This is a genomic window from Pseudoduganella sp. HUAS MS19, from assembly GCF_053615455.1.
In genome coordinates, this window is the sequence record NZ_CM132133.1 from 6318193 (window position 1) to 6343975 (window position 25783).

The 25783-nt window shown below is 61.5% G+C and carries 18 protein-coding genes, 2 tRNA genes and 2 rRNA genes; 6 read left to right on the plus strand and 16 right to left on the minus strand.

The features are described 5' to 3' along the window. Nucleotides 1–2 precede the first annotated feature (2 nt). The gene (locus tag ACWBU6_RS29030) at nt 3–1850 is read right to left on the minus strand and encodes an ABCB family ABC transporter ATP-binding protein/permease (protein ID WP_452646790.1); all 1848 of its coding nucleotides are present in this window, start codon (nt 1848–1850) and stop codon (nt 3–5) included. Nucleotides 1851–1910: 60 nt separating this feature from the next. Between ACWBU6_RS29030 and ACWBU6_RS29035 the strand changes: the two genes are divergently transcribed. After that, nucleotides 1911–2330, plus strand: coding sequence for an acyl-CoA thioesterase (locus ACWBU6_RS29035; RefSeq protein ID WP_452646791.1), 420 nt, complete (start codon nt 1911–1913; stop codon nt 2328–2330). Nucleotides 2331–2333: 3 nt separating this feature from the next. Beyond that, nucleotides 2334–3881, plus strand: a complete 1548-nt coding sequence (locus ACWBU6_RS29040; RefSeq protein ID WP_452646792.1) for an alkaline phosphatase D family protein — start codon at nt 2334–2336, stop codon at nt 3879–3881. Here the strand turns inward: ACWBU6_RS29040 and ACWBU6_RS29045 are convergent. The 5 genes from ACWBU6_RS29045 to ACWBU6_RS29065 form a co-directional block, all read right to left on the minus strand. Beyond that, complete coding sequence (locus ACWBU6_RS29045) at nt 3878–4285, minus strand: glycoside hydrolase family protein (RefSeq protein WP_452646793.1); 408 nt, start codon at nt 4283–4285, stop codon at nt 3878–3880. The two genes, ACWBU6_RS29040 and ACWBU6_RS29045, sit on opposite strands and share 4 nt — an antisense overlap. 85 nt (nt 4286–4370) lie before the next feature. Next, nucleotides 4371–6041 (minus strand): long-chain-fatty-acid--CoA ligase, encoded by a 1671-nt coding sequence (locus tag ACWBU6_RS29050; RefSeq protein ID WP_452646794.1) that lies wholly within the window; start codon nt 6039–6041, stop codon nt 4371–4373. Nucleotides 6042–6069: 28 nt separating this feature from the next. Then, a complete protein-coding gene (locus ACWBU6_RS29055; RefSeq protein WP_452646795.1) occupies nt 6070–7764 on the minus strand; it encodes a long-chain-fatty-acid--CoA ligase in 1695 nt (564 codons plus the stop codon). A gap of 170 nt (nt 7765–7934) precedes the next feature. Beyond that, complete coding sequence (locus ACWBU6_RS29060) at nt 7935–9065, minus strand: aminopeptidase (RefSeq protein ID WP_452646796.1); 1131 nt, start codon at nt 9063–9065, stop codon at nt 7935–7937. A gap of 9 nt (nt 9066–9074) precedes the next feature. Continuing rightward, nucleotides 9075–11129 (minus strand): molybdopterin-containing oxidoreductase family protein, encoded by a 2055-nt coding sequence (locus tag ACWBU6_RS29065; RefSeq protein ID WP_452646797.1) that lies wholly within the window; start codon nt 11127–11129, stop codon nt 9075–9077. Between the two features lie 96 nt (nt 11130–11225). On the opposite strand from ACWBU6_RS29065, the gene ACWBU6_RS29070 reads away from it, so the two are divergent. Then, complete coding sequence (locus ACWBU6_RS29070) at nt 11226–12422, plus strand: M20 aminoacylase family protein (RefSeq protein ID WP_452646798.1); 1197 nt, start codon at nt 11226–11228, stop codon at nt 12420–12422. A gap of 7 nt (nt 12423–12429) precedes the next feature. Here ACWBU6_RS29070 and ACWBU6_RS29075 read toward each other — a convergent pair whose 3' ends face one another. Further along, nucleotides 12430–13332, minus strand: a complete 903-nt coding sequence (locus tag ACWBU6_RS29075) for an NAD(P)-dependent oxidoreductase (RefSeq protein WP_452646799.1) — start codon at nt 13330–13332, stop codon at nt 12430–12432. A 137-nt stretch (nt 13333–13469) separates the two neighbouring features. Between ACWBU6_RS29075 and ACWBU6_RS29080 the strand changes: the two genes are divergently transcribed. Next, nucleotides 13470–14012 (plus strand): acyloxyacyl hydrolase, encoded by a 543-nt coding sequence (locus ACWBU6_RS29080; protein WP_452646800.1) that lies wholly within the window; start codon nt 13470–13472, stop codon nt 14010–14012. Here the strand turns inward: ACWBU6_RS29080 and ACWBU6_RS29085 are convergent, their stop codons facing one another. Next, entirely contained in the window at nt 14013–14747 is a 735-nt protein-coding gene (locus tag ACWBU6_RS29085) for an SDR family NAD(P)-dependent oxidoreductase (RefSeq protein ID WP_452646801.1), read from the minus strand. It lies immediately after the preceding gene. Beyond that, the gene (locus ACWBU6_RS29090; protein ID WP_452646802.1) at nt 14744–15829 is read right to left on the minus strand and encodes a patatin-like phospholipase family protein; all 1086 of its coding nucleotides are present in this window, start codon (nt 15827–15829) and stop codon (nt 14744–14746) included. The genes ACWBU6_RS29085 and ACWBU6_RS29090 overlap by 4 nt, the downstream gene beginning before the upstream one ends. Before the next feature lie 22 nt (nt 15830–15851). Between ACWBU6_RS29090 and ACWBU6_RS29095 the strand changes: the two genes are divergently transcribed. Next, entirely contained in the window at nt 15852–17033 is a 1182-nt protein-coding gene (locus ACWBU6_RS29095; protein ID WP_452646803.1) for a phosphatase PAP2 family protein, read from the plus strand. After that, nucleotides 17009–17626 (plus strand): CDP-alcohol phosphatidyltransferase family protein, encoded by a 618-nt coding sequence (locus tag ACWBU6_RS29100; protein ID WP_452646804.1) that lies wholly within the window; start codon nt 17009–17011, stop codon nt 17624–17626. The genes ACWBU6_RS29095 and ACWBU6_RS29100 overlap by 25 nt, the downstream gene beginning before the upstream one ends. On the opposite strand, the gene ACWBU6_RS29105 is transcribed toward ACWBU6_RS29100, so the two are convergent. From ACWBU6_RS29105 to ACWBU6_RS29135, 7 genes are all read right to left on the minus strand, one after another. Continuing rightward, nucleotides 17577–19367 (minus strand): bifunctional alpha/beta hydrolase/class I SAM-dependent methyltransferase, encoded by a 1791-nt coding sequence (locus ACWBU6_RS29105; RefSeq protein ID WP_452646805.1) that lies wholly within the window; start codon nt 19365–19367, stop codon nt 17577–17579. The two genes, ACWBU6_RS29100 and ACWBU6_RS29105, sit on opposite strands and share 50 nt — an antisense overlap. Nucleotides 19368–19377: 10 nt before the next feature. After that, nucleotides 19378–20223, minus strand: coding sequence for a phosphatidate cytidylyltransferase (locus ACWBU6_RS29110; protein ID WP_452646806.1), 846 nt, complete (start codon nt 20221–20223; stop codon nt 19378–19380). Between the two features lie 144 nt (nt 20224–20367). Next, nucleotides 20368–22083, minus strand: coding sequence for a M4 family metallopeptidase (locus ACWBU6_RS29115; RefSeq protein ID WP_452646807.1), 1716 nt, complete (start codon nt 22081–22083; stop codon nt 20368–20370). A 265-nt stretch (nt 22084–22348) separates the two neighbouring features. Then, nucleotides 22349–22461: ribosomal RNA gene (rrf, locus tag ACWBU6_RS29120) — 5S ribosomal RNA — on the minus strand. An 85-nt stretch (nt 22462–22546) separates the two neighbouring features. After that, a 23S ribosomal RNA gene (locus tag ACWBU6_RS29125) occupies nt 22547–25418 on the minus strand. A 174-nt stretch (nt 25419–25592) separates the two neighbouring features. Then, a tRNA-Ala gene (locus ACWBU6_RS29130) sits at nt 25593–25668 on the minus strand. An 18-nt stretch (nt 25669–25686) separates the two neighbouring features. After that, nucleotides 25687–25763: transfer RNA gene (locus tag ACWBU6_RS29135), tRNA-Ile, on the minus strand. Between the last annotated feature and the right edge of the window lie 20 nt (nt 25764–25783).

Genomic DNA, 25783 nt, shown 5'->3' on the forward strand with positions numbered 1-25783 from the left:
CGTCAGTTGACCAACTCGCCGCTGGCCGGCGTCGCCTGCTCCTGCTCGCCGCGCGCTTGCTGGCGCTCCCACATCTGGGCGTACAGTCCTTCGCGTGCCAGCAGCGCCGCATGCGTGCCGCGCTCGACAATCTTACCGTGATCCAGCACCAGGATCTGCTGGGCGTCGGCGATGGTCGACAGCCGGTGTGCGATCACCATCGTGGTGCGGTTCTTTGCGATCTCTTTCAACTGCGCCTGGATCGCCTGCTCGGACTTGGAGTCCAGCGCGGAAGTGGCTTCGTCGAAGATCAGGATGGCAGGGTTCTTCAACAGTGTGCGCGCAATCGCCACGCGCTGCTTTTCGCCACCCGAGAGCTTGAGGCCCCGCTCGCCGACCATGGTCTCGTAGCCGTCCGGCAGGCTGGCGATAAAGTCGTGGATCGACGCGGCACGCGCGGCGGCAACGATTTCGTCCTTGCTGGCGCCGGGGCGGCCATAGGCGATGTTGTATTCGATGGTGTCGTTGAACAGGACCGTATCCTGCGGCACGATGCCGATCGCATGGCGCAGCGAGTGCTGGGTGACGTCGCGCAAGTCCTGGCCGTCGATGGTAATGCTGCCGCTGTTCACTTCATAGAAGCGGTACAGCAGGCGCGATAGCGTCGACTTGCCCGAGCCGCTATGGCCCACCACGGCCGTCGTGCTGCCGGCCGGGATGGCGAAGTCGACGTCGAACAGGATCTGGCGCTTCGGCTCGTAGCTGAAGTCGACGTGGTTGAAGCGCACTTCCGCGCCTTGCGGCTGCAAAGGCCTGGCATGTGGTGCGTCATCCACTTCGCGGTTCTCGTCCAGCAGGGAGAACAGGCGCTCCATGTCGGCCAGGCTTTGCTTGATTTCGCGATAGATCACGCCGAGGAAGTTGAGCGGGATGTAGAGCTGGATCATGAAGGCGTTCACCAGCACCAGGTCGCCCAGCGTCATCGTGCCGTCGATCACGCCTTGCGTCGCGCGCCACAGGATCAGGGTGACTGCAATGGCAATGATGGCCGACTGGCCGGTGTTCAGCAGCGACAGCGAGGTTTGCGATTTGACGGCCGCCTTCTCGTAGCGCTGCAAGCCCTCGTCGTAGCGGTTGGCTTCGTAGTCCTCATTGCCGAAGTACTTGACCGTTTCGTAGTTCAGCAGCGAGTCGATGGCCTTGGTGCTGGCCTTCGAATCGAGGTCGTTCATGGTGCGGCGGAAATGCGTGCGCCAGTTTGTCACGACGATGGTAAAGGTGATATAGATCGCCAGCGCCGAAAAGGTGATCACCGAGAACCAGATGTCGTAATGCATGACCAGGTAGCCCAGCACCAGCGTGATCTCGACCAGCGTCGGCAGGATGTTGAACAGCGTGTAGGAAATCAGCGAACTGACGCCGCGCGTGCCGCGTTCGATATCGCGCGTCATGCCGCCGGTCTGCCGGTTGAGGTGGAAGCGCAGCGACAGCGAATGCAGGTGGCGGAACACTTTCAGTGCAATGGTGCGCACGGCGCGCTGCGTCACGCGCGCGAACAGGAATTCGCGCAGCTCGGTGAACATGGTGGTGGACAGGCGCAGCAGGCCATACGCCACCAGGGTCGCCAGCGGCAGCACCAGCAAGGCGCGCGGGTCGCCCGGCTTGATGGTCATGTCGTCGACCAACTGCTTGAGCACGACCGGCACGCCGACGTTGGCAGCCTTGGCGCCGACCAGCGCCAGCAGCGCTGCCAGCACGCGCCATTTGTAGACCCAAAGGTAGGGCAGCAATGTTTTCAGAGTGGCAATGTCGCCGCGCGAACCGCGGCCGGACGGGGCCGGCGGCGGCGGGGAATTCGGATAGCGTCGCATACGTGCGTGGGCTGGCTGGTTTAAAATCCCATCAATTGTAGTCCTTCATGAGAATTTGCGATGACCTCCCAAGAACAAACCTCCCGCGGCCTCCCTCCTGGAAAAATGCCTGAACTGCGTGTGATGCCCGCACCGTCCGATGCCAACGTCTATGGCGACGTTTTCGGCGGCTGGATCATGGCCCAGGTCGACATTGCAGGTTCCCTGCCCGCCACCCGCCGCGCCAATGGCCGCGTCGCCACCATCGCGGTCAACTCTTTCCTGTTCAAGCACCCGGTCTTCGTCGGCGACCTGCTGACTTTCTACGCCGACATCGTCAAGGTCGGCAACACCTCGATCACCGTCAACGTCGAAGTGTACGCAGAGCGCAATCGCCTGCAGGCCAACATCGTCAAGGTCACCGAGGCCACGCTGACCTATGTCGCCACCGGTCCTGACCGCAAGCCGCGCCCGGTGCCGCCGCTCGAATCGCTGCTGTAACCCATGCACGACGCGCGCCGGCACCTGCTCCAGGCTGCGGCCCGCGTGGCCGCGCTGGCAGTGCTGGCGCCCCACCTGCCCGCACAGGCACGCAGCGCCGCCAACGGCGCTTATCCGTTCTCGCTGGGCGTTGCCTCCGGCGCCCCCTTGCCCGGCTCGGTCATTCTCTGGACCCGGCTATTGCCCGATCCGCTGAACGCCGCATCCATGCCGTCCATCGCGCAGCAGGTCCGCTGGGAAGTGGCGCACGACGAAGGCTTCTCCCGCATCGCGGCCAGCGGTGTGGCAGTCGCCGCGCCGGCGCTGGCCCATTGCGTGCACGTCGACGTGCGCGGACTGGAGCCGGACCGCTGGTACTTCTATCGCTTCATGCTTGGCGATGCGGTGAGCCCGGTGGCACGCACGCGCACCGCGCCGGCACCCGGCAGCATGCCGGCCGCGCTGAAGCTGGCCGTCGCATCCTGCCAGCACTGGGAGTTCGGCCATTACGCCGCGCACCGCCATATCGCGCGGTCCGCGCCCGACCTGGTGGCCTTCCTCGGCGACTATATCTATGAATGGGGGCCTTACAGCCTGCACCATCCCGGCACGGCCCTGCGCCGCAACGAGAGCTTCACGCTGGCCGAATACCGCGCGCGCTATGCGCAGTACAAGAGCGATCCCGACCTGCAGGCCGCGCACCATGCCGCGCCGTGGCTGGTGACCTGGGACGATCACGAAGTGGCCAACGATTACAGCCCGACGCGCGACGAATTGCTGTCGCCGGACTTCGAGCGGCGCCGCGCCGCCGCCTACCAGGCCTATTTCGAGCACCAGCCGCTGCGCGCCCAGCGCATCTACCAGCGCTACGACTGGGGACAGCTGGCGCGCTTGCATGTCCTCGACACGCGCCAGTATCGTTCGACGCACGCCTGCCAGCCCAAGGGGCGCGGCGGCTCGAGCTCGGCCTATCGCCGCTCCTGCCCGGCCCTGGCCGACCCGCGCCGCACCATGCTGGGCGGCGAGCAGGAACAGTGGCTGGCGCAAGGCCTCAGGGAATCGACAGCACGCTGGAACATCCTGGCGCAGCAAACGCTGATGGCACAGCTGACGCAGGTCCCCCTGGCCAGGGACAGCGATGGCCGTTTCTGGACCGATGGCTGGGATGGCTACGCCGCGGCGCGCGCCCGCCTGCTGGAAGCCGTGCGCAGCGCACGCAATCCATTGGTGCTTTCCGGCGACGTGCACACCTTCTTTGCCGCCGACTTGCGGCGCGAGCCTGCGCGCGCCGCCGGCGCCGGCAATCCGGTGGTGGCGACAGAGTTCTGCGGCACCTCCGTCACCTCCAGTTCGCGCCAGCAGGCGCGCACGCAGCAATACGTCGACATGAATCGCGACATGCTTTACGGCCGCAGCGACAGGCGCGGTTTCATGCTGCTGGATTTGCGCCCCGAGCGGGCGGCGGTAGCGTTCCAGGGGCTGGACAATGTGCGCGATGCGAACAGCGGCCTGTCCACCCTGGCGTCGTTTTCCGTTTCCGACGGCAAGCCCGGCGCGCGCCGGGAAAGCTAGGCGCGGAAAGGCGCGCTTTCTTCCTTGCGCCGCGCGGCCAGCCCGGCGTGCGGCAACAGGCGGCCGCCAACGGGCGCGCTGATATTGCGCAGCATGGCGTCCGCCGCACCATCGAGATCGCCGCAATCGATACGGCGCAGCACCAGCATCGCGCCGCCGGCGCCGAGATTGTGCGTGTAGCTGACCAGCGCATCGAACTGCGCCTGGGTGAGGGGATGGTGGCTGACCTGGCGCTGGACTGCGCGTTCCGCGCTGCGCACGGACAGGTCGAAAGCTGCTTCAACCTGCTCGGGCGTTATGCCTGGATGGGAGACTTCGTAATAGCCACGCAGGCCTTCGCGCTGTCGCAATGCGCGGCGGCCTTCGGTGCTGAGGGTGAGTGTGAAGTTGTAAAGAAGGCCCATATGGTCTCCGGAGGCTGCCCAGGTGGTGCTTTCCACTCTACAGCCGGGCCGGAGCCATACACTGCGCCAGATCAAACGCGCCGGCTTATGCTGCCTTCTTCTCGTCGCGCAGTTGGCGGCGCAGGATCTTGCCGACGTTGGTCTTCGGCAGTTCATCACGGAATTCAATGTACTTCGGCTTCTTGTACGCGGTCAGTTCGTGTTTGCAGAACTCGAGCAGCACTTCTGCCGTCAGGTTCGGATCCTTGCGCACGACGAACAGTTTCACCGCTTCGCCGGAATTGGCGTCTGGTACGCCGACACAAGCCACTTCGAGCACGCCTGGGTGTGCAGCCACCACGCCTTCCACTTCGTTCGGATAGACGTTAAAGCCCGATACCAGGATCATGTCTTTCTTGCGGTCGACGATGCGCACGAAGCCCTTCTCGTCCATGATGCCGACGTCACCGGTCTTGAAGAAGCCTTCCGCCGTGATCGACTTCGCGGTTTCGTCAGGACGGTTCCAGTAGCCGGCCATCACTTGCGGGCCGCGGATGGCAATTTCTCCGGCCGAGCCCAGCGGCACTTCCTTGCCATCGTCGTCCAGGATCGCAACTTCAGTGGAAGGAATCGGTACGCCGATGGTGCCGGTGAATTCCTTGATGTCGACGCGGTTGGCAGTTGCCACCGGCGAAGTCTCGGACAGGCCATAGCCTTCGATGATCGGGGTGCCCGTCACCTTCAGCCAGCGGTCCGCCACCGACTGCTGCACGGCCATGCCGCCGCCGTTGCAGATCTTGTAGCTGGAGAAGTCCAGCTTGGAGAAGTCGGGGTTGTTCAGCAGCGCGTTGTACAGGGTGTTCACGGCCGGGAACACGGTCACCGGATACTTGGCCAGCTCCTTCACGAAGCCGGGGATATCGCGCGGGTTCGGGATCAGGATGTTCATGCCGCCCAGCTTCCAGCCCATGAAGCAGGAAATGGTCAGCGAGTAGATGTGGTACAGCGGCAGCGCGGCTACAAAGACCATCTGCTTGTTGCTCGGCGCCATTTGCAGCCAGGCTTCGTTCTGCAGCATATTGGCCACCACGTTGCTGTGCAACAGCACGGCGCCCTTGGACACGCCCGTGGTGCCGCCGGTGTACTGCAGGAAGGCGATATCGGCTGGCTTCTGGTCGGCCGGCTTGAGGGTCATGCGCGAACCTTCGGACAGCACCTGCTTGAAGCTGACGTGGCCAGGGATATTCCAGGCCGGCACCATCTTTTTCACATTGCGCACCACGAAGTTGACGATCATGCCTTTCAGGCCGCCCAGCAGGTCGCCCATCGACGCCACGATCACATGCTTGACCGGCGTCGATGCCACGACTTGCTGCACGGTGGTGGCAAAGTTTTCCAGCACGATCACGGCTTCGGCGCCGGAGTCGTTCAGCTGGTGCTGCAGTTCGCGCGGGGTGTACAGCGGATTGACGTTCACCACCACGTAGCCGGCGCGGATGATGCCCGCCAGCGCGACCGGGTATTGCAGCACGTTAGGCAGCATGATGGCGACACGCGCGCCCGGCTTCAGGCCCTTGGACTGCAGCCAGGCGCCGAACTGCTTCGACAGCTGGTCCACTTCGGAGTAGGTCAGGAACTTGTCCATGCAGACGTATGCGTTGCGGCTCGCGTACTTCTGGAACGACTCCTCCATCAGATGGGTCACGGAGCGGTACTGCGAAATATCGATCTCCGCGGGAACGCCTTCAGGGTAAGACTTCAGCCAGATTTTTTCCATCGTATTGCCTTTCGTGTGCCTTGCCGCCTTACGCGGCCTTCTTGTCGTCGGCAGGCTTCTCGTCGCGCAGCATGCGGCGCAGGATCTTGCCAACGTTGGTTTTAGGGAGCTCGGTGCGGAACTCGATATATTTCGGCTTCTTGTAGCCGGTCAGGTTTTGCTTGCAGTGCTCCATCAACGCTTCGACGGTCAGGTTCGGGTCTTTCTTCACCACGAACACTTTCACCGCTTCGCCGGAGTGCTCGTCCGGCACGCCGATGCAGGCGCATTCCAGCACGCCCGGATGCGCCGCCACCACGTCTTCGATTTCATTGGGGTACACATTGAAACCGGAGACCAGGATCATGTCCTTTTTGCGGTCCACGATCTTGACGTAGCCGCGTTCATCCATCACGCCTACGTCGCCGGATTTGAAGTAGCCGTCGGCCGTCATGACCTTGGCGGTTTCCTCCGGACGGTTCCAGTAGCCTGCCATGACCTGCGGGCCGCGGATGGCGATTTCGCCCGGGGTGCCGAGCGGCACTTCGTTGCCGGCATCGTCCAGGATCGTCACTTCGGTGGAAGGAATCGGCAAGCCGATCATGCCGGAGAATTCGGTGCTGTCGAAGCGGTTGGCTGTCGCCACCGGTGCGGTCTCGGACAAGCCGTAGCCTTCGACGATGGTCACGCCGGTTGCGGCCAGCCACTTGTCGGCCACCGCCTTCTGCACCGCCATGCCGCCGCCGTTGGCAACCTTCAGGCCGGAGAAGTCCAGCTTCGAGAAATCGGGATGGTTCAGCAGCGCGTTGTACAGCGTGTTTACGGCCGGCAGCATATTGAAGCGGTACTTGGCCAGCTCCTTGATAAAGCCGCCGATATCGCGCGGGTTGGGGATCAGCACATTCAAGCCGCCTTCGCGGATGCCCCACATGGCGCACACGGTCAGCGCGAAGATGTGGTACAGCGGCAGCGCGCAGATGATGGTGCGTTCATCCGGCGGCAGGTCGGCCAGCTTCGGCGCCGACCAGGCCTGCATCTGCAGCAGGTTGGCGATGATGTTGCGATGGGTCAGGGTGGCGCCCTTCGACACGCCGGTGGTGCCGCCCGTGTACTGCAGGAAGGCCACGTCCTCATGGCGCAATTCAACAGGCGTCAGCTTCATGCTGCGGGCGTGGCCCAGCGCGTCCTTGAAGCGCACCGCGTTCGGCAGCGAGAACGGCGGCACCAGCTTTTTCACGTTGCGCACCACGAAGTTGACGATCATGCCTTTCAAGCCGCCCAGCATTTCGCCCATGTTGGCGACGATGATGTGCTTGACCTGGGTGCGCGGCAGCACCTGTTCCAGGGTGGTCGCGAAGTTCTCAAGGATGATGATGGCTTCCGCGCCGGAGTCGTTGAGCTGGTGTTCCAGTTCGCGCGGCGTGTACAGCGGGTTGACATTGACGACGGTGTAGCCGGCGCGCAGGATGGCCGCGATGGCGATCGGGTATTGCAGCACGTTCGGCATCATGACTGCCACGCGTGCGCCCTTCTTCATGCCGCGGCTTTGCAGCCAGGCGCCCAGGCGCCTGGAGTGCTGGTCCAGTTCGGCATAGGTAATGGACTTGTCCATGCACACGAAGGCATTGCGCGACGCGTACTTCTGGAACGATTCTTCAAGCAGGTGAACCAGGGAACGGTATTGCGTCGCGTCGATTTCACTCGGAACGCCTGGGGGATAAGACTTCAACCAGATTTTTTCCATCCTGTGCCTCTTTGTCTCAGTTTTATATATTTTATTTGCGAAAATAGAACGGCCGTGCTTTCCCGCACTCTAGATGCTATCGTGCGGGATGACACACGGCAAGCTATTTTCAGGATTTGGAACGCGTACTCTAGCGGGCCTCCGTGCTGCAGAGCAGCATCGATCTTGCTTCAATTGACGGTGCCCGCTACCTTGGCAGCGGCCGCCGTCGTGGGTTCAGTGGCTTGCGCCATTGAGCGCGCCAGTTCATGCAGCCTGTCATGCCGTTCCACCGATGGCAGGTTGCTCATGCTCCGCACCGCAGCATAAAACTGCGGGAATGCCTTTTCTTTTAAAAGCAAGGCGCGGAAGCCTGGCAGCAGATCATTATAGGTTGCAACAGATGCCAAATGGGCATTATTCAACGGTTCTGCAAAGAATCGATCATAGCCGTTGTAGCCACCCCAATTTGCCTTCAGGACCTTGTATTCGTCCTGCAGTGCGGCAAAGATGCGCAGCTTCTCCTCACGTTTCTTCCTGGCGCTGGCTTTGCTGGCATAGTTATCCGCCAGCATTTGGCGATGCTTCACCAGCAGGTTCAGGAAGTCCTGGCGGCGCACGTTGTAGCGTGCATAGGCTTCGCGCATGGCGTCGTTGCCGTACAGAGCGAGCCAGTGGTTGACGCCGGCCTCTTCCACCGCGGAGGCAAAGGCTTCGTTGAACTTGGAATCGCCTTGCACGTACACCACCTGGTGCGCCAGTTCGTGGAAGACCAGGCGCGCCAGCTCGGCGTCGGAGTGGTTGATGAAGGTCGACAGCAGGGGGTCGCTGAGCCAGCCCAGCGTGGAGTAGGCCGGCACGCCGCCGACCTGCACGTCGTTGCCTTCCTTGCGCAGCTCTTCGGCATAGGCTTCGGCATCGGCCTTGTCGTAATAGCCGCGATAGCTGACACAGCCTGCGATCGGGAAGCACCACTGCACGGGACGCAGCGAAAGCTCCGGCGTGGCCACCACATTCCACAGCACGTATTGCCGGTTCAGCGGCGCGTAATGCTTGTAGCTGGCGTTATCCGGCAAGCCGAGTTCCTGGACCGCGAACTTGCGGATCAGCTTGGCCTTTTCGAGGCGCGCCTTGAGCTTGGGATCGGTGGCAGGGTCGCCGATCCAGTCGTCGACCGGACGGGCGTCAGACCAGAGCGCGTACTGGCCTTGGGCAGCCTGGAAGTAATATTTGAACTGCGCACAACCGGCCAGGAGGGCGGCGCACACACCCGCCGTCGCCAGGTATCTGGCGCGCAGTTTCAGGTGTGCTAACGTGCGCATAAATCATTCTCAGGCGGCTTTCTCGACTTGAACCAGTGTATCGTAAAACGTCGGTGCACGACCCATGTCAGTCAGCCGCTGGCTGGTCACTTCATTGGCGTTCTTGCCATCGCCGGCCAGCTTCTTCCACCAGATCGACAGCCCTACCACCAACCCTTGGCGGGCCTTCGGCGTCACGCGTGCCTTGCACACGAAGGAACCACGATCGTTGAAGATGCGCACCATATCGCCGTGGTTGATAGCACGTGTTGCCGCATCGTCAGGGTGGATGTCGAGCTGCGGTTCGCCCTCCGTGGCGCGCAGGCTTTGCACGTTGACAAAAGTCGAGTTCAGGAAGTTGCGCGCCGGGGGAGATATCATCGCCAGCGGGTATTTTGCCGCCAGATCGGGGGTAGATACCGCCGATTCGTAGTTGGGAATGTAGGTCGGCAGCGGGTCCAGGCCATCCCGCTTCATGCTTTCCGAGTAGAACTCACATTTTCCCGAAGCTGTGGGGAAATTGCCGCATGCAAAGGGTGCGTCTGGAACTTCCAGTTTCTGCCAGCCCTTCTGCTTGAGTGACTCCCAGTCGAACTGTACGAATGCCACCGATGCCAGGGCATCATCGCTGTCGCGGAAGCAGGGATCGTCGAAACCCATGCGCGCGGCCAGCAGGCGGAAGATTTCCGTGTTCGGCTTCGCTTCGCCCATCGGTGCGATGGCCGGATTGTTGGCCATCATGTACAGGTGGCCGTAAGCGCTGTGGGCGTCGGTATGCTCGAGCTGCGTCGTCGCCGGCAGCACGATGTCGGCATAATCGGCGGTGTCGGTCTGGAAATGCTCCAGTACCACCGTGAACAGGTCTTCGCGCGCAAAGCCGGCCTGCACCCTGGACGAATCCGGCGCGATCGCCAGCGGGTTCGAGTTGTACACGATGACTGCCTTGACCTGGGGGCCGAACTCGGGCGAGGCGGGGCGCAGCAGGTCATCGCCGATGGTGGTCATATTGATGGTGCGCGGCTGTTTCGCCAGCAAGTCCGGGCGCTGCAGGGCGGCCAGGTTTTTCCTGAAGGTGCCCGAGGCCGACAATTGCACGCCGCCCGCGGCGTGGCGCCAAGCCCCTACCAGCGCTGGCAAGCAAGCAATGTTGCGCACGGCCATGCCGCCGCCATGCACCCGCTGCACCCCGTAATTCAAGCGGATGGCGACCGGTTCGCCGCGCTTGGCAGTTGCGCCATACTCGTGCGCCAAGCCCTCCACTTCCTCGACGGTAATGCCGCAGGTCTCGGCCACGCGCTGCGGCGTCCATTCCGCCACGCGCTCGCGCAACTGTTCGAAGCCCACCGTGTAGTCGGCAATATATTCATGGTCCAGCAGGTCGTCGCGCACCAGGATATGCATCAGGCCCAGCGCCAGCGCCGCGTCGGTGCCCGGCAGGACGGCGATGTGCTGGTGGCATTTCTCGGCCGTCAACGAGCGGTAGGGGTCGATGGCAATCAGCCTGGCGCCGCGACGCTTGGCCTCCTGGGCGCGGGTCCAGAAATGCAGGTTGGACGCAATCGGGTTGCCGCCCCAGATGATGAGCAGTTTGGCGTCCTGGAATTGTTCGATATCGGTGCCGATCGAGGCGCCCACCGTGTATTTGTAGCCGGTGGCGCCGGCCGTGGCGCAAATGGTGCGGTCCAGCAGCGAGGCGCCGATCTTGTGGAAGAAGCGGGACGACATCGATTCCCCTTGCACCAGGCCCATGGTGCCCGCGTAGCTGTAGGGCAGGATGGCTTCCGGCTCGGCTGCTGCCAGCGGCTTCAGGCGCGCTGCGATCTCGTCCAGCGCCTGGTCCCAGCTGATGCGCTCGAACTTGCCCTCGCCCTTCTTGCCGGCGCGGCGCATCGGGTACAGCAGGCGGTCCGGCGAATAGGTGCGCTCCGTATAGCGGGAAACCTTGGTGCACAGCACGCCGGCGGTGGTCGGGTGATCCGGATCGCCTTTCACCTCGGTCGCCACGCCATCCTCGACGGTGACGAGCAGGGCGCAAGTATCGGGGCAATCGTGCGGGCAGGTGGCGCGGACTTGTGTGGATGACATCTTGATCTGGTTTGGCGACGGCTGAAAACAGTATCGTAAACGATTCCAGAAAATCGCATCGGGAGGCTAGAATGGCAACACCGATGGAGAACAATAATGAAACTGATCGACCCGATTATCGCGTTTCAATCCGAGTTGCAGCAGATCCGACGCGACCTGCATGCCCACCCGGAACTCTGCTATGAAGAAGAACGTACTGCCGATGTCGTGTGCGCCAGGCTGACCGAATGGGGCATTCCCTTCGAGCGCGGCCTGGGCAAGACCGGCGTGGTGGGCATCATCAGGAACGGCACGTCCGGACGCGCCATCGGCCTGCGCGCCGACATGGATGCGCTGCCGATGCAGGAGATCAATACCTTCGCCCATGCTTCCAGGCACCCCGGCAAGATGCATGCGTGTGGCCATGACGGCCACACTGCCATGCTGCTGGGCGCGGCGCACCACCTAGCCAGACACCGCAACTTCGACGGCACTGTCTACCTGGTGTTCCAGCCGGCCGAGGAAGGCGGCGCCGGCGCGCGGGCAATGATCAAGGACGGCCTGTTCCAGCGCTTCCCGATGGATGCGATCTACGGCATGCACAACTGGCCAGGCATGGCGCAGGGCACGCTGGGCGCTTGCCAAGGCCCGATGATGGCCTCGTCCAACGAATTCCACGTGACCGTGCGCGGCAAGGGCGCCCACGCGGCCCAGCCGCACAAGGGCATCGACCCGATCATGATCGCAGTGCAGATTGCGCAAGCCTGGCAGACCATCGTCACGCGCAACAAGAGCCCGCTGGATACGGCCGTGCTGTCGATCACCCAGATCCACGCTGGCAGCGCCACCAATGTGATTCCCGACGATGCGAAGCTGGTCGGCACCGTGCGCACGTTTACCACCGAGGTACTGGACATGGTGGAGAAGCGCATGCAGTCGCTGGCGGCGGGCATTGCCGCAGCCTTCGACGCCGAAGTGGAATTCACTTTCCGCCGCAACTACCCGCCGCTGGTGAACCACGCCAGGGAAACGCAGTTCGCAGTGGGCGTCATGAAAGCGGTCGTCGGCGAATCCATGGTGGACGCCAATGTCGAGCCGACCATGGGCGCCGAGGACTTCGCCTTCTTCCTGCAGGAGAAGCCTGGCTGCTACATCTTCATCGGCAACGGCGAAGGCGAGCACCGCGACGGCGGCCATGGCCTGGGACCCTGCGTGCTGCACAACGCCAGCTACGACTTCAACGACCGCCTGCTGCCGATCGGCGCCAGCTTCTGGGTGCACCTGGCGGAGGCCGCCTTGCCGCAGGCGCGCTAAGGCCGCGTCAGGGCAGCTTGTCGGCCTGCGTGCCGACGCGCACGCCATCGTTCAACCGCTCCAGCGCCAGCAGCGCGGCTGAATGGTCGGCACGCGGATACACATCCTTGATCGATTCATAGCGCTCGGTCACCAGGCTGGTGACCGGCAGCGCCACGCCTGCCGCCGCCGCCGCGGCCAGGATATTGTGCTGGTCCTTCAGCTGCGTCAGCACCTGGCCGCCCGGCAGGAAATTCCGCTCCAGCATGCGCTGGCCATGCACCTCCAGCACACGGCTCTCGGCAAAGCCGCCACGGATTGCTTCGCGCACCGCCACCGGATCCGCGCCTGCCGCCTGCGCCAGCAGCAAGGCCTCCGCCACGATATTGATGGTGCCGCCAACGATCAGCTGGTTGCACAGTTTTGCCACCTGCCCGCTGCCGGCCGGGCCGACCAGTTTCGGCTTGCCCATTGCTTCCAGCACCGGCCGCGCCGCTTCGAAATCGGCAGCGCTGCCGCCAGCCATGATGGCCAGCGTACCCGCCTGCGCGCCGCCCACGCCGCCCGACACCGGCGCATCGAGAAAGCGGTGCCCACGCGCCGTCAGCAGCGAATGGAAAGCCTGCGCCTCGTCCTGGCGCGTCGAGCTCATGTCGATCCACAGCGTGCCCGGGCGCAGTGCATCGAGCGCCGCTTCGATCACGCCGCCGACAGCAGCGCCGGCCGACAGCATCGACACCACCACCGCCGCGTCCGCCACGGCATGCGGCAGCACGTCGTCCGGATCCGCACCGGCTGCGGCCAGCACGCCGGCCTTGCCGGCGGTGCGGTTCCATGCCGTCACCTTGAAGCCTGCCGCCAGCAGGCGCAGGACCATTGGCTCGCCCATCAAGCCGATGCCAAGAAATGCAATTCGCAGAGGATGCGCCACATTAAGCTCCAGATATGCCAAGATTGCAGTGATTCTAACAATTATGGGGTCGCCTGAAAAAAATTCAGAACGAAAGTAAAATTGCCGGCATTGCCTCAGCAAATATGAAGACTGTGGCAAGGACTAGAGAGAAAAACATGCAAATCAAAAAACTGTTCGCTGTTGCTGCCGCGGCATTGGCAGCGCAATCCGCTTTCGCCTTCGACCTCGATTCCGCCTACGTGGAAGCGGGTTCCGCTTCCAAAATCCGCATGGTGCGCCTGGGCGCCACCCAGGACTTCAAGCCCGAATGGAGCTGGTTCAAGTCCAATGGCACCCACCTCACCGGCTACTGGGACGCCAGCGTTGGCTTCTGGCAGGCGCGCCAGTGGCACAACGTACCCGGCGATAAAGAGAACATCTTCGACGTCGGCTTCACCCCGGTGATCCGCTTCGAAAATACCAGCAAGAAGGGCTTCTACGTTGAAGGCGGCATCGGCGCACACCTGCTGTCCAAGACCTACAACAACAATGACGACGGCCTGTCGACTGCCTTCCAGTTCGGCGACCATATCGCCGTTGGCTATGTGTTCGACAAGTGGGAAGTCGCCATCAAGGCACAGCATTACTCCAATGGCGGCATCAAGAGGCCCAACAGCGGCGTCGACATCCTCATGCTGAAAGCAGCTTACCGCTACTGATCACTTCTTGCGGTAGCGCTGCAGTCCCTTTGGCAGCAGGTTAAACACACGCACCATGGCGTGCAGCTGCCAGGGGAATATGCAGCGCGCTTCCCTGCCCGCAATCGCGCGGGCGATGCGGCGCACGGCTTCTTCTTCGGTCTGCAGGAATGGCTTGCGCTGCGCGCTTCCCCCGTTCAGCTCCCTCAGTTTTTGCGTATCGACGTAGCCCGGCACCACGGCCGTCACGGCTATCCCATGCGGCGCCAGCGCCTTGCGGTAGGAATCGCTGATGGCGATTGCCGCGCGCTTGCTTGCGCTGTACAGCGATCCGTTCGGATACTCGTGCAGCAGCCCGGCAATCGACGCCACGGCCACCATCTGGCCGCGCCCGTTGCGCAGCATGGCCTGCGCGCCCGCATCGAAGGCGTGGCACAGGCCGGACACATTGGTACGCACCACCGGCAGGCTGCGCATCGGGTCCTGCGCCAACGCACTGGCGTCTGCATACTGTCCGGCGGTGACGACCAGCAAGTCCAGGCCGCCTTCGGCGAAATCGCCCACCGCATCAAACACCGCCTGGCGTTCGCCGATGTCGAAGCCGTAGCGGCGCAGGCCTGCCTGCGCGGTAATGGGGTGTCCATCCAGCCGCGAAGGATCGCGTCCGCATAATGCCAGCACGGCGCCCTGCTGCGCGTAATGCTCTGCCAGGGCCAGCCCGATGCCGCTGGTTCCGCCGATAATCATCACCTTCATGTGCTTCCCCTGTTGAACCTTGTTGCGTGGCGCAGGCGCAGGCCCGGACTGGCGTACGCTTCAATGCCGCGCTGGTAGCCGTACTGCCATTGCGCTTCGACATCCTCTTCATACGCTGCAAGGCTGGGCGGCATCCCGAGCCTGATGCGGTTGCCCAGCCAGTCAATACGCTTCTGCATGCCGCTGCCGCGCAGAGCGCTCGAGATATCGCTGGTATCGACCCAGGCGTGGGCGTGCTGGCCATGCACGTGCTTCAGCCGCGCGTTGCCATCGATGCCGAGCACATTGCGCAGCGCTGGAATCGCCAGCACCTGCCCGAATGGCGCCTTGGCCTCCATCGTCACATGCCCGGCCAGTCCATGCGCGATCTCGATCGGGAACAGGTCGATGACGCCGCCCATATAGTGCTCGCCGCCATGCTGGTGGCAGGCAAAGTACAGCATATCGGTGATTGAACTGCGCACGGCGTCGGCCACAGGCATGGCGCTGTCGAGCAATAGCCCGGGCGCCACCGCGCCGCAGCTCCAGGCAGGCGAACTGGCCGGCGCCTGCCATCCCCGCAGCAGCTGGCATGCACGCTCCGGGCCGAGGAGCACTTCCGCGAACAGGGCACGGTCGCCGCGCGGCTGGCCTGCCTGGTCCCGGCCGAACAGCAGTTTCGCGGCGACGATCGCGAGCGCCGTGCCATGCGACGGCTGCGCTTGTTCCGGCGGCAGCGGTAGCGTTTCCGGCAGCTCGAACATGTAGTCGCCGAATACGTCCGGGACGCGTGTTGCCCGCGCGCGCGATAAGCCGCGCAGCAGCGCCGCACCCAGAACCGGCAATGCACGCACGTGGGGCGCTGCGCGCAAGCCGCACATGAACCGGTACATCTCCGGGGAAGCGAGCCACTGCTTGCGCTGGGCGGCGTCGGGCAAGGCATGAATGATGGCAGCCGCCAGGGAACCGCCGCAACTGGCGAGGATGATATCGGGCGCCATGCCGCTGTCTTCCGCGGCTGCGTGCATGCCCAGGTAGTAGCCGAAGCGGAATCCTCCACCCGCCATCACCATGCAGCGCTCGTACTTTTGATCTTCGCTCATATCGCGTGACATAATGCCATGAATGCAACTCATGCACCTGATCATCAACGCCCTGTTGTTCGGGCTTTGTTATTCGCTCACGAACCATGCTGCCGAAACGGCGCAGGTCGAGCGCACGCTGGCGTTTCCGTTCGAGCAGGCCATTCCTTTCCTGCCGTGGATGATCATCCCCTATGCGAGCTCGGTCCCGTTGCTGGCATGGGCTTTCTTCAAGGTCCGCAAGGGCGACGCGCTGCGCGTGTACAGCCGCCGCCTGATGCTCTCCACCATCGCAGCCAGCCTGGTCTTCGCCCTTTTCCCTGCGCGCTTTCCCGCCGGCCGTGTCGTCCCCGACCACGGCTTCCTCCAGCTAGCCTATGGCTTGCTGGACGTCTCGGATCGGCCGTACAACCAGTTCCCGTCCCTGCACATTACCTACTGCATCCTGCTATGGCTTGCGTTGCGGCCGGCCCTCGCAAGCCGTGCCTGGCGTACCACACTGGCTTGCTGGCTGCTGCTGGTCGGCGCCAGCACGCTGCTGACCTGGCAGCACGCCGTGGCCGATATCGCGGGCGGCATGGTGCTCGCCTTCGCCGCCTGCCGGCTGGTGCGTCCCGGCGCGTCCGCCCGGCAAAGCGTTTCCTTCTACTACGCCATCATGGCGGGACTGGCGCTGCTGGCGGCCTGCCTGTTCGCGCCAGCCTGGCCATGGTTCTACATTGCAGCCAGCCTGCTGCTGGTAGCCCTGGCATACGCCCGCCGCAACGCGGCCTTCCTGCGCAAAGAGCACGGCCGGCATCCGGCCTGGATCTGGTTTCTTTTCTGGCCCTACCTTGCCGGCTACGCCGCCACTTGGCTGCTGGTGCGCTGGCGCCATCGCGGCAGGCCGCCTTTCGCAATGGCGACCGACGGCTTGTGGGTAGGCCGCCGCCTGAGCGCCGGCGAAGCACAGCAATTGCCGCCTGGGTGCAGCATCATCGACCTAAGCTCAGAACTCAGCGAAACCGAACTGCTGCGCCGCGGCCATTACCGGCACCTGCCCCTGCTGGACCTGCAGGCCCCCACCCGCAAGCAGGTTCGAACTATCCTGGCTGCCATCGACGCGGAGCGCCGGCACGGCCGCCCAGTCTACCTGCATTGCGCCATGGGCTACAGCCGCAGCCTTTTCATCGCCCGGATCTACCTTAACTCTTATACGCCATGCGCATCTCGATCTACCAGCTGAAACCGCGCTTCCAGCAATTGCTGCGCCCATTCCTCAAGCTGCTCAGCCGGCTCGGCATTACCCCGAACCAGGTCACGCTGGCCGCGATGATGCTTTCCATCGGCTACGGTGCGGCGCTGGCACTGGCGCCGCAATGCCTCGGCCTGTGGCTGGGCCTGCCCTTCTTCCTGTTGCTGCGCATGGCCCTGAATGCCGTCGACGGCATGCTGGCAAACGCCACCGGCAAGAAGACAGCGCTGGGGGCCTTGCTGAACGAGTTGTGCGACCAGCTATCCGACGTCGCACTGTACCTGCCGGTTGCATTGCTGGCCGGAGTCTCGGCGCAGCTGGTGGTGCTGGTGGTCGTGTTCGCGTTGCTGGCGGAGTTTGCCGGCGTGCTGGCCGCCAGCATCGGCGTTGCCCGCCGCTTCGACGGCCCGATGGGCAAGAGCGACCGCGCCTTCGCCTTCGGCCTGCTTGGCCTGCTCGAATGGATGGGCGCTGCGCAGTTCTGGCACAACGCCCTGCTTGCCGCGGTCCTGCTGCTGTCGCTGGTGACCGTTTTTAATCGGGTGCGCCAGGCACTGATGCTTTCTCCGCCAGAGACACTGTAAAGATTCCCTCCAGTCCGATCCTGGTGCGCAGCTTGCGGCAGCCAGCCAGCGCAACCAGGCCATCCATCTCGGCCTGCGCGCGCGGGCGCATGCGCCATGGCTCGCCGCGATGGTTGGTCAGGGTGTAAGCGATCATGTCCAGCTGCGGATGCCACGGCTGGCCGGTATACAGCAGGCAGCCGCCGTCGCGCAGGCTTCCCGCAACGCCGCACAGCGACTGCAAGACCAGGGAGTTGTCGCTGAACAGCTCATACAAGCCTGATACGACTGCGATGTCGTAGCGGCCTTCCTGGTCCTTGTAGCTGTCGGCGCTGAACGCGTCACGGCGACAGTACTCGATGCGGGCACCGACCTGCAGCTTCTCCGCCAGCCTCTTCGCCTGGTCCAGGTTGTGCTGCTCGTAGTCGCACAGCGTGACTTCGATCTCGCGGTCCTGGAAGCGCTTGATGGTCTCCAGCACATAACGTGCGGAACCTGCGGCGATATCCAGGATGCGCACCGGGCCCGGGCCCTGGTGCGCCGCGATCTGCTCCGCCAGCATCTGCTGCATCTGCATCTTGCGCAGGCGGATGCCACGCCAGCCCACAGCATCCAGGTAGCCGCGGTCCATCATGGCGCCGAAGCCAAGCTTGCCGCCCGCCTGGTTGCGATATACATAATCCAGCGATTCGCCCGAATCAAAGCCATGGCGCAGGCCGATCTTCATGCCATCGCTCAGCGGCCCCATAACCTTCAGCATATTGCGCTGTAGGCCAAACCATGCCCGCGTCAGCGCGCTGCCGGTCTGGTTGTTCAGCAACGCGGCGTAACGCCGCGCCCCCTGCCCCTCCCGATCGGCTGCCGCGAAACGCACCGGTGATGCAGGCTTGGCCGCGAAGCATTCTTCGATAAAGCTGCGGCTGGCCTGCATCGCGGCCGAAGTATCTTCCTCGTAAAAGATGGCATGGCGGCAGCGCTGCAGCCTGACATATCGTTTCAACGGCGACGACAGCCGCTCGAAGAAGAGCTTCTGCGGCGCTTCATGCACGACATAGTCCTGGTCCGCAGCCAGCATCAGGACCGGCGTGTCGATGGCGGCGGCATCGTGCACGATGCGCTGCGCCGTATCGGCAAGTTCCAGCAGGATCTGGGCCGAAATGCTTTTGGCGATCAGCGGATCCTCGCCATAGGCGCGTGCCTGCTCAGCCGAATGAGTCAGCATGGTCGGGCGGATATAGCTGGTCACGAACAGTTCCGGCTTGAAGCGCCGAGCAAAGCGCAGGCCCGGCTTGGCCAACGGTACGTATAGCTTGATTGCAAAGGCCGCAGCAGCCATCACCAGGCCGCGCACGCCCGGTGCATAATCATGCAGCCAGGTCGCCGCCACGACCGCGCCAACGCTGTTGGCCACCACCAGCACATCCTCGATGGCAAAGCCATGCTTGCTGCAGATATGACGCACGAAGGTATCCAGGTCTTCCACCATGGTGGCGAAGCTTGGCGCCGAACCGCGTTCGCCCGGCGAGTAACCATGCCCGCGTGCGTCGTAAGCGAACGCCCAGTCGCCATGGAAGCCGAACTGCTCGACCAGCGTGCCGATACGGCCGGAATGTTCATGTCCGCGATGCAGGAAGACCAGTGCACGCGGTGCTCCTCTGCGTGGCGCCAGCGGCATCCAGCTCCGGTAGAACAGGCGCGTGCCGTCAGCCGCTTCAAAACCGGACTGGATCTCGCTCCAGGCAAGGCCTCGTTCAACTTTCATTCTTTTTTCCTTATCGATAAATGAGCAACAGGTAAAGCGAAGGGGCCGTTACCACCAGGCTGTCGGCGCGATCCAGCATCCCACCGTGGCCGGGGATCAGGTTTGAAAAGTCCTTGATGCCAAGCTTGCGCTTCGCCGCGGAGAACATCACGTCGCCGGCGAAACCGCCGACCGACAGCAGCACAGCGATCGCGGCCAGCCAGGCCTGCTGGCCCAGGCCAAAGTAGGCGCCTAAAGCAAGCGACAGCAGGACGGAAACCACAACACCTCCCAACAAGCCTTGCCAGGTCTTTTGCGGGCTAATCTGTGGAACGATTTTTTGCTTCCCGAATAGCTTGCCGCTGGTGAATTGGGCGATGTCGTTCAAGGCCGTCACGATGAACAGGTAGAACAGCCAGGAAAGGTTTTCCGTCGGCCCGAACGGCAGGTAGACAAAGGCGGGGACGAAGCTGATGCCGAAGCAGGTCAGCGCGAACAGGAGCCAGGGCAACGCGGCCGGTTCATGCGTGCGCCAGCAGCGCACGGCTGCGGCAACTGCGGCCAGTGCAAACGCCGCCGGCACCGAGAAAGGCGAGTAAGCGCCGGCGCCGGCCGCTGCGAGGAGGCTTGCGATGGCGACGCCAAGGAAGCGGCCGGACGCTGCTCCGCAATAGGGCGCAAGTTCGCGCGCGGCCAGGCCACAGATGACGAGTGCGAGCAAAGGCGCACCCACCGGGTAAAGAATCAAGCCGCAACTCACAACAGGAAAGATGAACCACCAGGCATTGACCTGGTCGCGCAACTGGCTGGTACGCGAGCCAAGCGCCAATCCCACACCCGTTGAAACAACACCCAGCAGCACGTACAAGGCAGCCATTGCGTATCCCAGCTGCGCCGTAAAAATACTGTTCATGACTTGCATTTTGCCAACAAGTGACCGTTGCACAATCACACATTGTCACGACGCGCAAAAAAAAAACCGCCAGGTTTCCCCGGCGGTTCCTGTGCGTCGCTGCGCGGCTTATTCTGCCACGTCGGCACCCACATTAATGGCAGCATAGGCGCGCTGGACTGCTTTCGCCTCGACGCTGTTGGCGCCGTATAGTTCCTGCGCTGCTGCCAGCACTTTCAAACGAGCGTCTGCGTAGTTGGTCGACGACGTGAACTTGGTGGTGTTCGCGCGGAACCAGATACGGTAAGCCTTGTCGATGCCGATGCCGGTCATCGCCTTCGGCTGTTGGGTCAGGTACTGGGAGTAGGTGTCGCTGCCCACGGTAGCGCTGGACCCCTTGGCCAGGAAGTAGAACATGCGGTTGTTAGGCCCGCTGCTGTAGTGCACGTCCAGGCGCTTGATGGTGGACTTCCATGCATCAGGCGACTTGCCATCTTTGCTTGGCTTGTACATCCAGCGCAGCGGGTTGCCGGACTTCGAAATTTCCTTGCCCATCATCCAGTCGTTGCTCGACGGGACGGGAAGCGAAGTGCCGGTGCCGCCGGCGCGGGCGTAGGCTTCCACCGCTTCGCCCGCAATGTCGGAGGACGACTCGTTCAGGCCGCCTGATTCGCCGCGATAGGTAAGGTTCGAGGTCGCTGCAGTGATGCCGTGGCCCATTTCGTGGCCAATCACATCGATGGAGCCCAGGTTGTTGAAGTAGCTGCCGCCATCGCCGATGAACATGCACTTGCAGCCATCGGAGTAGTAGGCGTTGTCGTAGGCCGTGTTGACGTGCACAGCAATGTAGGTCGAGGTGTTGTTGCCGTCGAGTGAAGACCAGTTCAGCACATTCTTGTGCATATCGTAGGTATTCATCAGGCCCCACAGCGCATTCACTGCAGCGGTCTGGCCGTTGGCATTGGTGGTACTGCCACCGGCGATGTACTGCTTGCCGTCGCCCCATTCATTGGTGGCGTTGCTGTACACTGCGCCGGCGCTGGTGCCATGGTTCGCATTGGTGATTGCCATCGCGCCGAAGGCGCCGCCGGTTCCGCGGCTGCCGTCGATCATCTTGTACACGCCGCCGGACAGGGTGGTGTTGATCGGAACGTCGCCGTTGTACTGGCTGTGGCCGATGCCGACCACGTTCTGCATCGCGTTCCACTGGTCGAGGATGCGGCCGTCGCGTGCGCTGATCACGGTGTCATGGAAGGCGCCGTGGTTGCGGGTTTTCACCAGATAGGCCAGCTCATAGCCGGCAACGACGTCCTGCACGTCGACAGCGTTCAGGTCTGCCTCGGCCTTGTTCTCGGCGCCGGGGGCACGCACAGTCTTCATCATCGGGAAGATCACCAGCTCGGCGGATGGCGGATCGATCGCGGCGCCGCCCCGCGGTACGCTGCGGCTTGCCTTGGCGATGGCAGCTTTGCCGCTAATGGAAGGCTTGACGTCGAAGCGCTTGGCCGACAGGCCCTGGCGCCGCTCGCCGACCGATTCGCTGACGATATTGCCGCCCTGGTCGGTGACTACAACGGTTTCGGATTCAAAGATTCGAACGCCTTTGTAGGTGTGGTTCACGCGGCTGATTGCCCTACCCTGTTCGCCAGGATGCTGGCTGGCGATCGAGTAGCCATGGTCGGCATCCAGGCCATACTTACCCCGCTCACCGTTCAGGGTGGAGACCAGGCGCGCTTTTTCCTGGGCGGAGAAGGCAACCGGGCTGGCCATCAAGCTTGGGGCGGCGCTGGCTTGTGCAGCAACCATGGCGATCGCGGCTGCGATCAGGCTTTTGCGAAATTCCATTTTTGTCTCCAAATGTCCCGATGAGGTGGGGTGTTATAGGGAAATCTAACACTATCGGGGTATGAAGGCTGAGTCAAAATTTCTACAAATTGAGACATATTTTGGTTGCTTGTCTCGGATACAACTTTCGAAAGTCAATGGGGTGCTGGCTTATCTGGCGGGCGTCCCGCTTCGCTAATTGAGCCAAAACCGGCAAACCAGGGTCAGACCCGCTCAAAGCAAAAAGCCCGCCGGCATTCATGCCTGGCGGGCTTTTCTAATAAGAGCCTGACGATAACCTACTTTCACACTGGTTGCAGCACTATCATCGGCGCAGAGTCGTTTCACGGTCCTGTTCGGGATGGGAAGGGGTGGGACCGACTTGCTATGGTCATCAGGCATGACTTGTCAACAATCTGGGAAGAAGTAAAAGTGGGGTAGTGTTCTCAAACACGGGTAAGTGCTATATAACCGTCAAGGTTATAGGGACAAGCCGTACGGGCAATTAGTATCAGTTAGCTTAATGCATTACTGCACTTCCACACCTGACCTATCAACGTCCTGGTCTCGAACGACCCTTCAAGGAGCTCAAGGCTCCGGGAAATCTCATCTTAAGGCAAGTTTCCCGCTTAGATGCTTTCAGCGGTTATCTCTTCCGAACTTAGCTACCCGGCAATGCCACTGGCGTGACAACCGGTACACCAGAGGTTCGTCCACTCCGGTCCTCTCGTACTAGGAGCAGCCCCCTTCAAATTTCCAACGCCCACGGCAGATAGGGACCAAACTGTCTCACGACGTTTTAAACCCAGCTCACGTACCACTTTAAATGGCGAACAGCCATACCCTTGGGACCGGCTACAGCCCCAGGATGTGATGAGCCGACATCGAGGTGCCAAACTCCCCCGTCGATATGAACTCTTGGGAGGAATCAGCCTGTTATCCCCAGAGTACCTTTTATCCGTTGAGCGATGGCCCTTCCATACAGAACCACCGGATCACTATGTCCTACTTTCGTACCTGCTCGACTTGTCGGTCTCGCAGTTAAGCACGCTTATGCCATTGCACTATTAGCACGATGTCCGACCGTACCTAGCGTACCTTCGAACTCCTCCGTTACCGTTTGGGAGGAGACCGCCCCAGTCAAACTGCCTACCATGCACTGTCCCCGATCCGGATCACGGACCAAGGTTAGAACCTCAAACAAACCAGGGTGGTATTTCAAGGATGGCTCCATGAGAACTGGCGTCCTCACTTCAAAGCCTCCCACCTATCCTACACAGATTGGTTCAAAGTCCAATGCAAAGCTACAGTAAAGGTTCATGGGGTCTTTCCGTCTAGCCGCGGGTAGATTGCATCATCACAAACACTTCAACTTCGCTGAGTCTCGGGAGGAGACAGTGTGGCCATCGTTACGCCATTCGTGCAGGTCGGAACTTACCCGACAAGGAATTTCGCTACCTTAGGACCGTTATAGTTACGGCCGCCGTTTACTGGGACTTCAATCAAGAGCTTGCACCCCATCATTTAATCTTCCAGCACCGGGCAGGCGTCACACCCTATACGTCCACTTTCGTGTTTGCAGAGTGCTGTGTTTTTATTAAACAGTCGCAGCCACCAGTTTATTGCAACCTTTTCGCCCTTCCACAGTAAAGTGGTCAAGCTACCGAGGCGTACCTTATCCCGAAGTTACGGTACCAATTTGCCGAGTTCCTTCTCCCGAGTTCTCTCAAGCGCCTTAGAATACTCATCTCGCCCACCTGTGTCGGTTTGCGGTACGGTCTCGTATGACTGAAGCTTAGAGGCTTTTCTTGGAACCACTTCCGATTGCTTCACGGGCAAGCCCGCTCGTCCCAGTCCCTTGAATTACGCGCCCGGATTTGCCTAAGCGCCTTCTATGAACCAGGAACTGCCTATTCCAACAGGCAGACAACCTTCCGCGATCCGTCCCCCCATCGCATCATACGACGGTGCAGGAATATTAACCTGCTTCCCATCAGCTACGCATCTCTGCCTCGCCTTAGGGGCCGACTCACCCTGCTCCGATGAACGTTGAACAGGAAACCTTGGGCTTACGGCGTGCGGGCTTTTCACCCGCATTATCGCTACTCATGTCAGCATTCGCACTTCTGATACCTCCAGCATCCTTTACAAGACACCTTCGCAGGCTTACAGAACGCTCTCCTACCATATCCTTGCGGATATCCGCAGCTTCGGTGACTGGCTTAGCCCCGTTACATCTTCCGCGCAGGACGACTCGATCAGTGAGCTATTACGCTTTCTTTAAATGATGGCTGCTTCTAAGCCAACATCCTGACTGTTTTAGCCTTCCCACTTCGTTTTCCACTTAGCCAATCTTTGGGACCTTAGCTGGCGGTCTGGGTTGTTTCCCTCTTGACACCGGACGTTAGCACCCGATGTCTGTCTCCCAAGCTCGCACTCAACGGTATTCGGAGTTTGCAATGGTTTGGTAAGTCGCGATGACCCCCTAGCCATAACAGTGCTCTACCCCCGTCGGTGATACTTGAGGCACTACCTAAATAGTTTTCGGAGAGAACCAGCTATTTCCAAGTTTGTTTAGCCTTTCACCCCTATCCACAGCTCATCCCCTAATTTTTCAACATTAGTGGGTTCGGTCCTCCAGTGCGTGTTACCGCACCTTCAACCTGGCCATGGATAGATCACTTGGTTTCGGGTCTACACCCAGCGACTGGCGCCCTGTTCGGACTCGATTTCTCTACGGCTCCCCTATCTGGTTAACCTCGCCACTGAATGTAAGTCGCTGACCCATTATACAAAAGGTACGCCGTCACCCCTTACGAGGCTCCGACTGTTTGTATGCACACGGTTTCAGGATCTATTTCACTCCCCTCCCGGGGTTCTTTTCGCCTTTCCCTCACGGTACTGGTTCACTATCGGTCGATTACGAGTATTTAGCCTTGGAGGATGGTCCCCCCATGTTCAGACAGGATTTCTCGTGTCCCGCCCTACTTGTCGTACGCTTAGTACCACCGCTTGGATTTCGTGTACGGGGCTATCACCCGCTATGGCGCCTATTTCCAGAGGCTTCCACTATCCAAACGACTATCACGTACAGGCTCTTCCCATTTCGCTCGCCACTACTTTGGGAATCTCGGTTGATTTCTTTTCCTGCAGCTACTTAGATGTTTCAGTTCGCCGCGTTCGCTTCACACACCTATGTATTCAGTGAGTGATGACCTAAAAGGCCGGGTTTCCCCATTCGGAAATCTTCGGATCAAAGCTTGTTTGTCAGCTCCCCGAAGCTTATCGCAGACTTCTACGTCCTTCATCGCCTGTAATCGCCAAGGCATCCGCCATGTGCACTTATTCACTTGTCCCTATAACCTTGACGGCTATAAGTTCAAGCACTTACTACTGTGTTTGATGAGTTTTACTACTACCCTAAGTAATATCTTTCGATATCGCTTAATAAAACTTTTACTTCTTCCAGATTGTTAAAGAACGGTACTACTCAAACCTAAACGTCTATTCGCTTACGTTTGAACAGTAATTGGTGGAGGATGACGGGATCGAACCGACGACCCCCTGCTTGCAAAGCAGGTGCTCTCCCAGCTGAGCTAATCCCCCGTAGTTACTACATGGTGCTGGTAGGGCTGGTTGGGCTCGAACCAACGACCCCCGCGTTATCAACACGGTGCTCTAACCAGCTGAGCTACAGCCCCAACATTGCTGTTCTTTATAT

Bases quoted from the DNA above. Each gene is read 5' to 3' on its own strand.
- ACWBU6_RS29115 (WP_452646807.1), bottom strand. From the start codon at position 22,083: ATGGAATTTCGCAAAAGCCTGATCGCAGCCGCGATCGCCATGGTTGCT.
- ACWBU6_RS29065 (WP_452646797.1), bottom strand. From the start codon at position 11,129: ATGTCATCCACACAAGTCCGCGCCACCTGCCCGCACGATTGCCCCGAT.
- ACWBU6_RS29050 (WP_452646794.1), bottom strand. From the start codon at position 6,041: ATGGAAAAAATCTGGCTGAAGTCTTACCCTGAAGGCGTTCCCGCGGAG.
- ACWBU6_RS29035 (WP_452646791.1), top strand. From the start codon at position 1,911: ATGACCTCCCAAGAACAAACCTCCCGCGGCCTCCCTCCTGGAAAAATG.
- ACWBU6_RS29070 (WP_452646798.1), top strand. From the start codon at position 11,226: ATGAAACTGATCGACCCGATTATCGCGTTTCAATCCGAGTTGCAGCAG.
- ACWBU6_RS29100 (WP_452646804.1), top strand. From the start codon at position 17,009: ATGCGCATCTCGATCTACCAGCTGAAACCGCGCTTCCAGCAATTGCTG.
- ACWBU6_RS29055 (WP_452646795.1), bottom strand. From the start codon at position 7,764: ATGGAAAAAATCTGGTTGAAGTCTTATCCCCCAGGCGTTCCGAGTGAA.
- ACWBU6_RS29110 (WP_452646806.1), bottom strand. From the start codon at position 20,223: ATGGCTGCCTTGTACGTGCTGCTGGGTGTTGTTTCAACGGGTGTGGGA.
- ACWBU6_RS29095 (WP_452646803.1), top strand. From the start codon at position 15,852: ATGCAACTCATGCACCTGATCATCAACGCCCTGTTGTTCGGGCTTTGT.
- ACWBU6_RS29030 (WP_452646790.1), bottom strand. From the start codon at position 1,850: ATGCGACGCTATCCGAATTCCCCGCCGCCGCCGGCCCCGTCCGGCCGC.
- ACWBU6_RS29045 (WP_452646793.1), bottom strand. From the start codon at position 4,285: ATGGGCCTTCTTTACAACTTCACACTCACCCTCAGCACCGAAGGCCGC.
- ACWBU6_RS29085 (WP_452646801.1), bottom strand. From the start codon at position 14,747: ATGAAGGTGATGATTATCGGCGGAACCAGCGGCATCGGGCTGGCCCTG.
- ACWBU6_RS29040 (WP_452646792.1), top strand. From the start codon at position 2,334: ATGCACGACGCGCGCCGGCACCTGCTCCAGGCTGCGGCCCGCGTGGCC.
- ACWBU6_RS29105 (WP_452646805.1), bottom strand. From the start codon at position 19,367: ATGAAAGTTGAACGAGGCCTTGCCTGGAGCGAGATCCAGTCCGGTTTT.
- ACWBU6_RS29060 (WP_452646796.1), bottom strand. From the start codon at position 9,065: ATGCGCACGTTAGCACACCTGAAACTGCGCGCCAGATACCTGGCGACG.
- ACWBU6_RS29080 (WP_452646800.1), top strand. From the start codon at position 13,470: ATGCAAATCAAAAAACTGTTCGCTGTTGCTGCCGCGGCATTGGCAGCG.
- ACWBU6_RS29090 (WP_452646802.1), bottom strand. From the start codon at position 15,829: ATGAGCGAAGATCAAAAGTACGAGCGCTGCATGGTGATGGCGGGTGGA.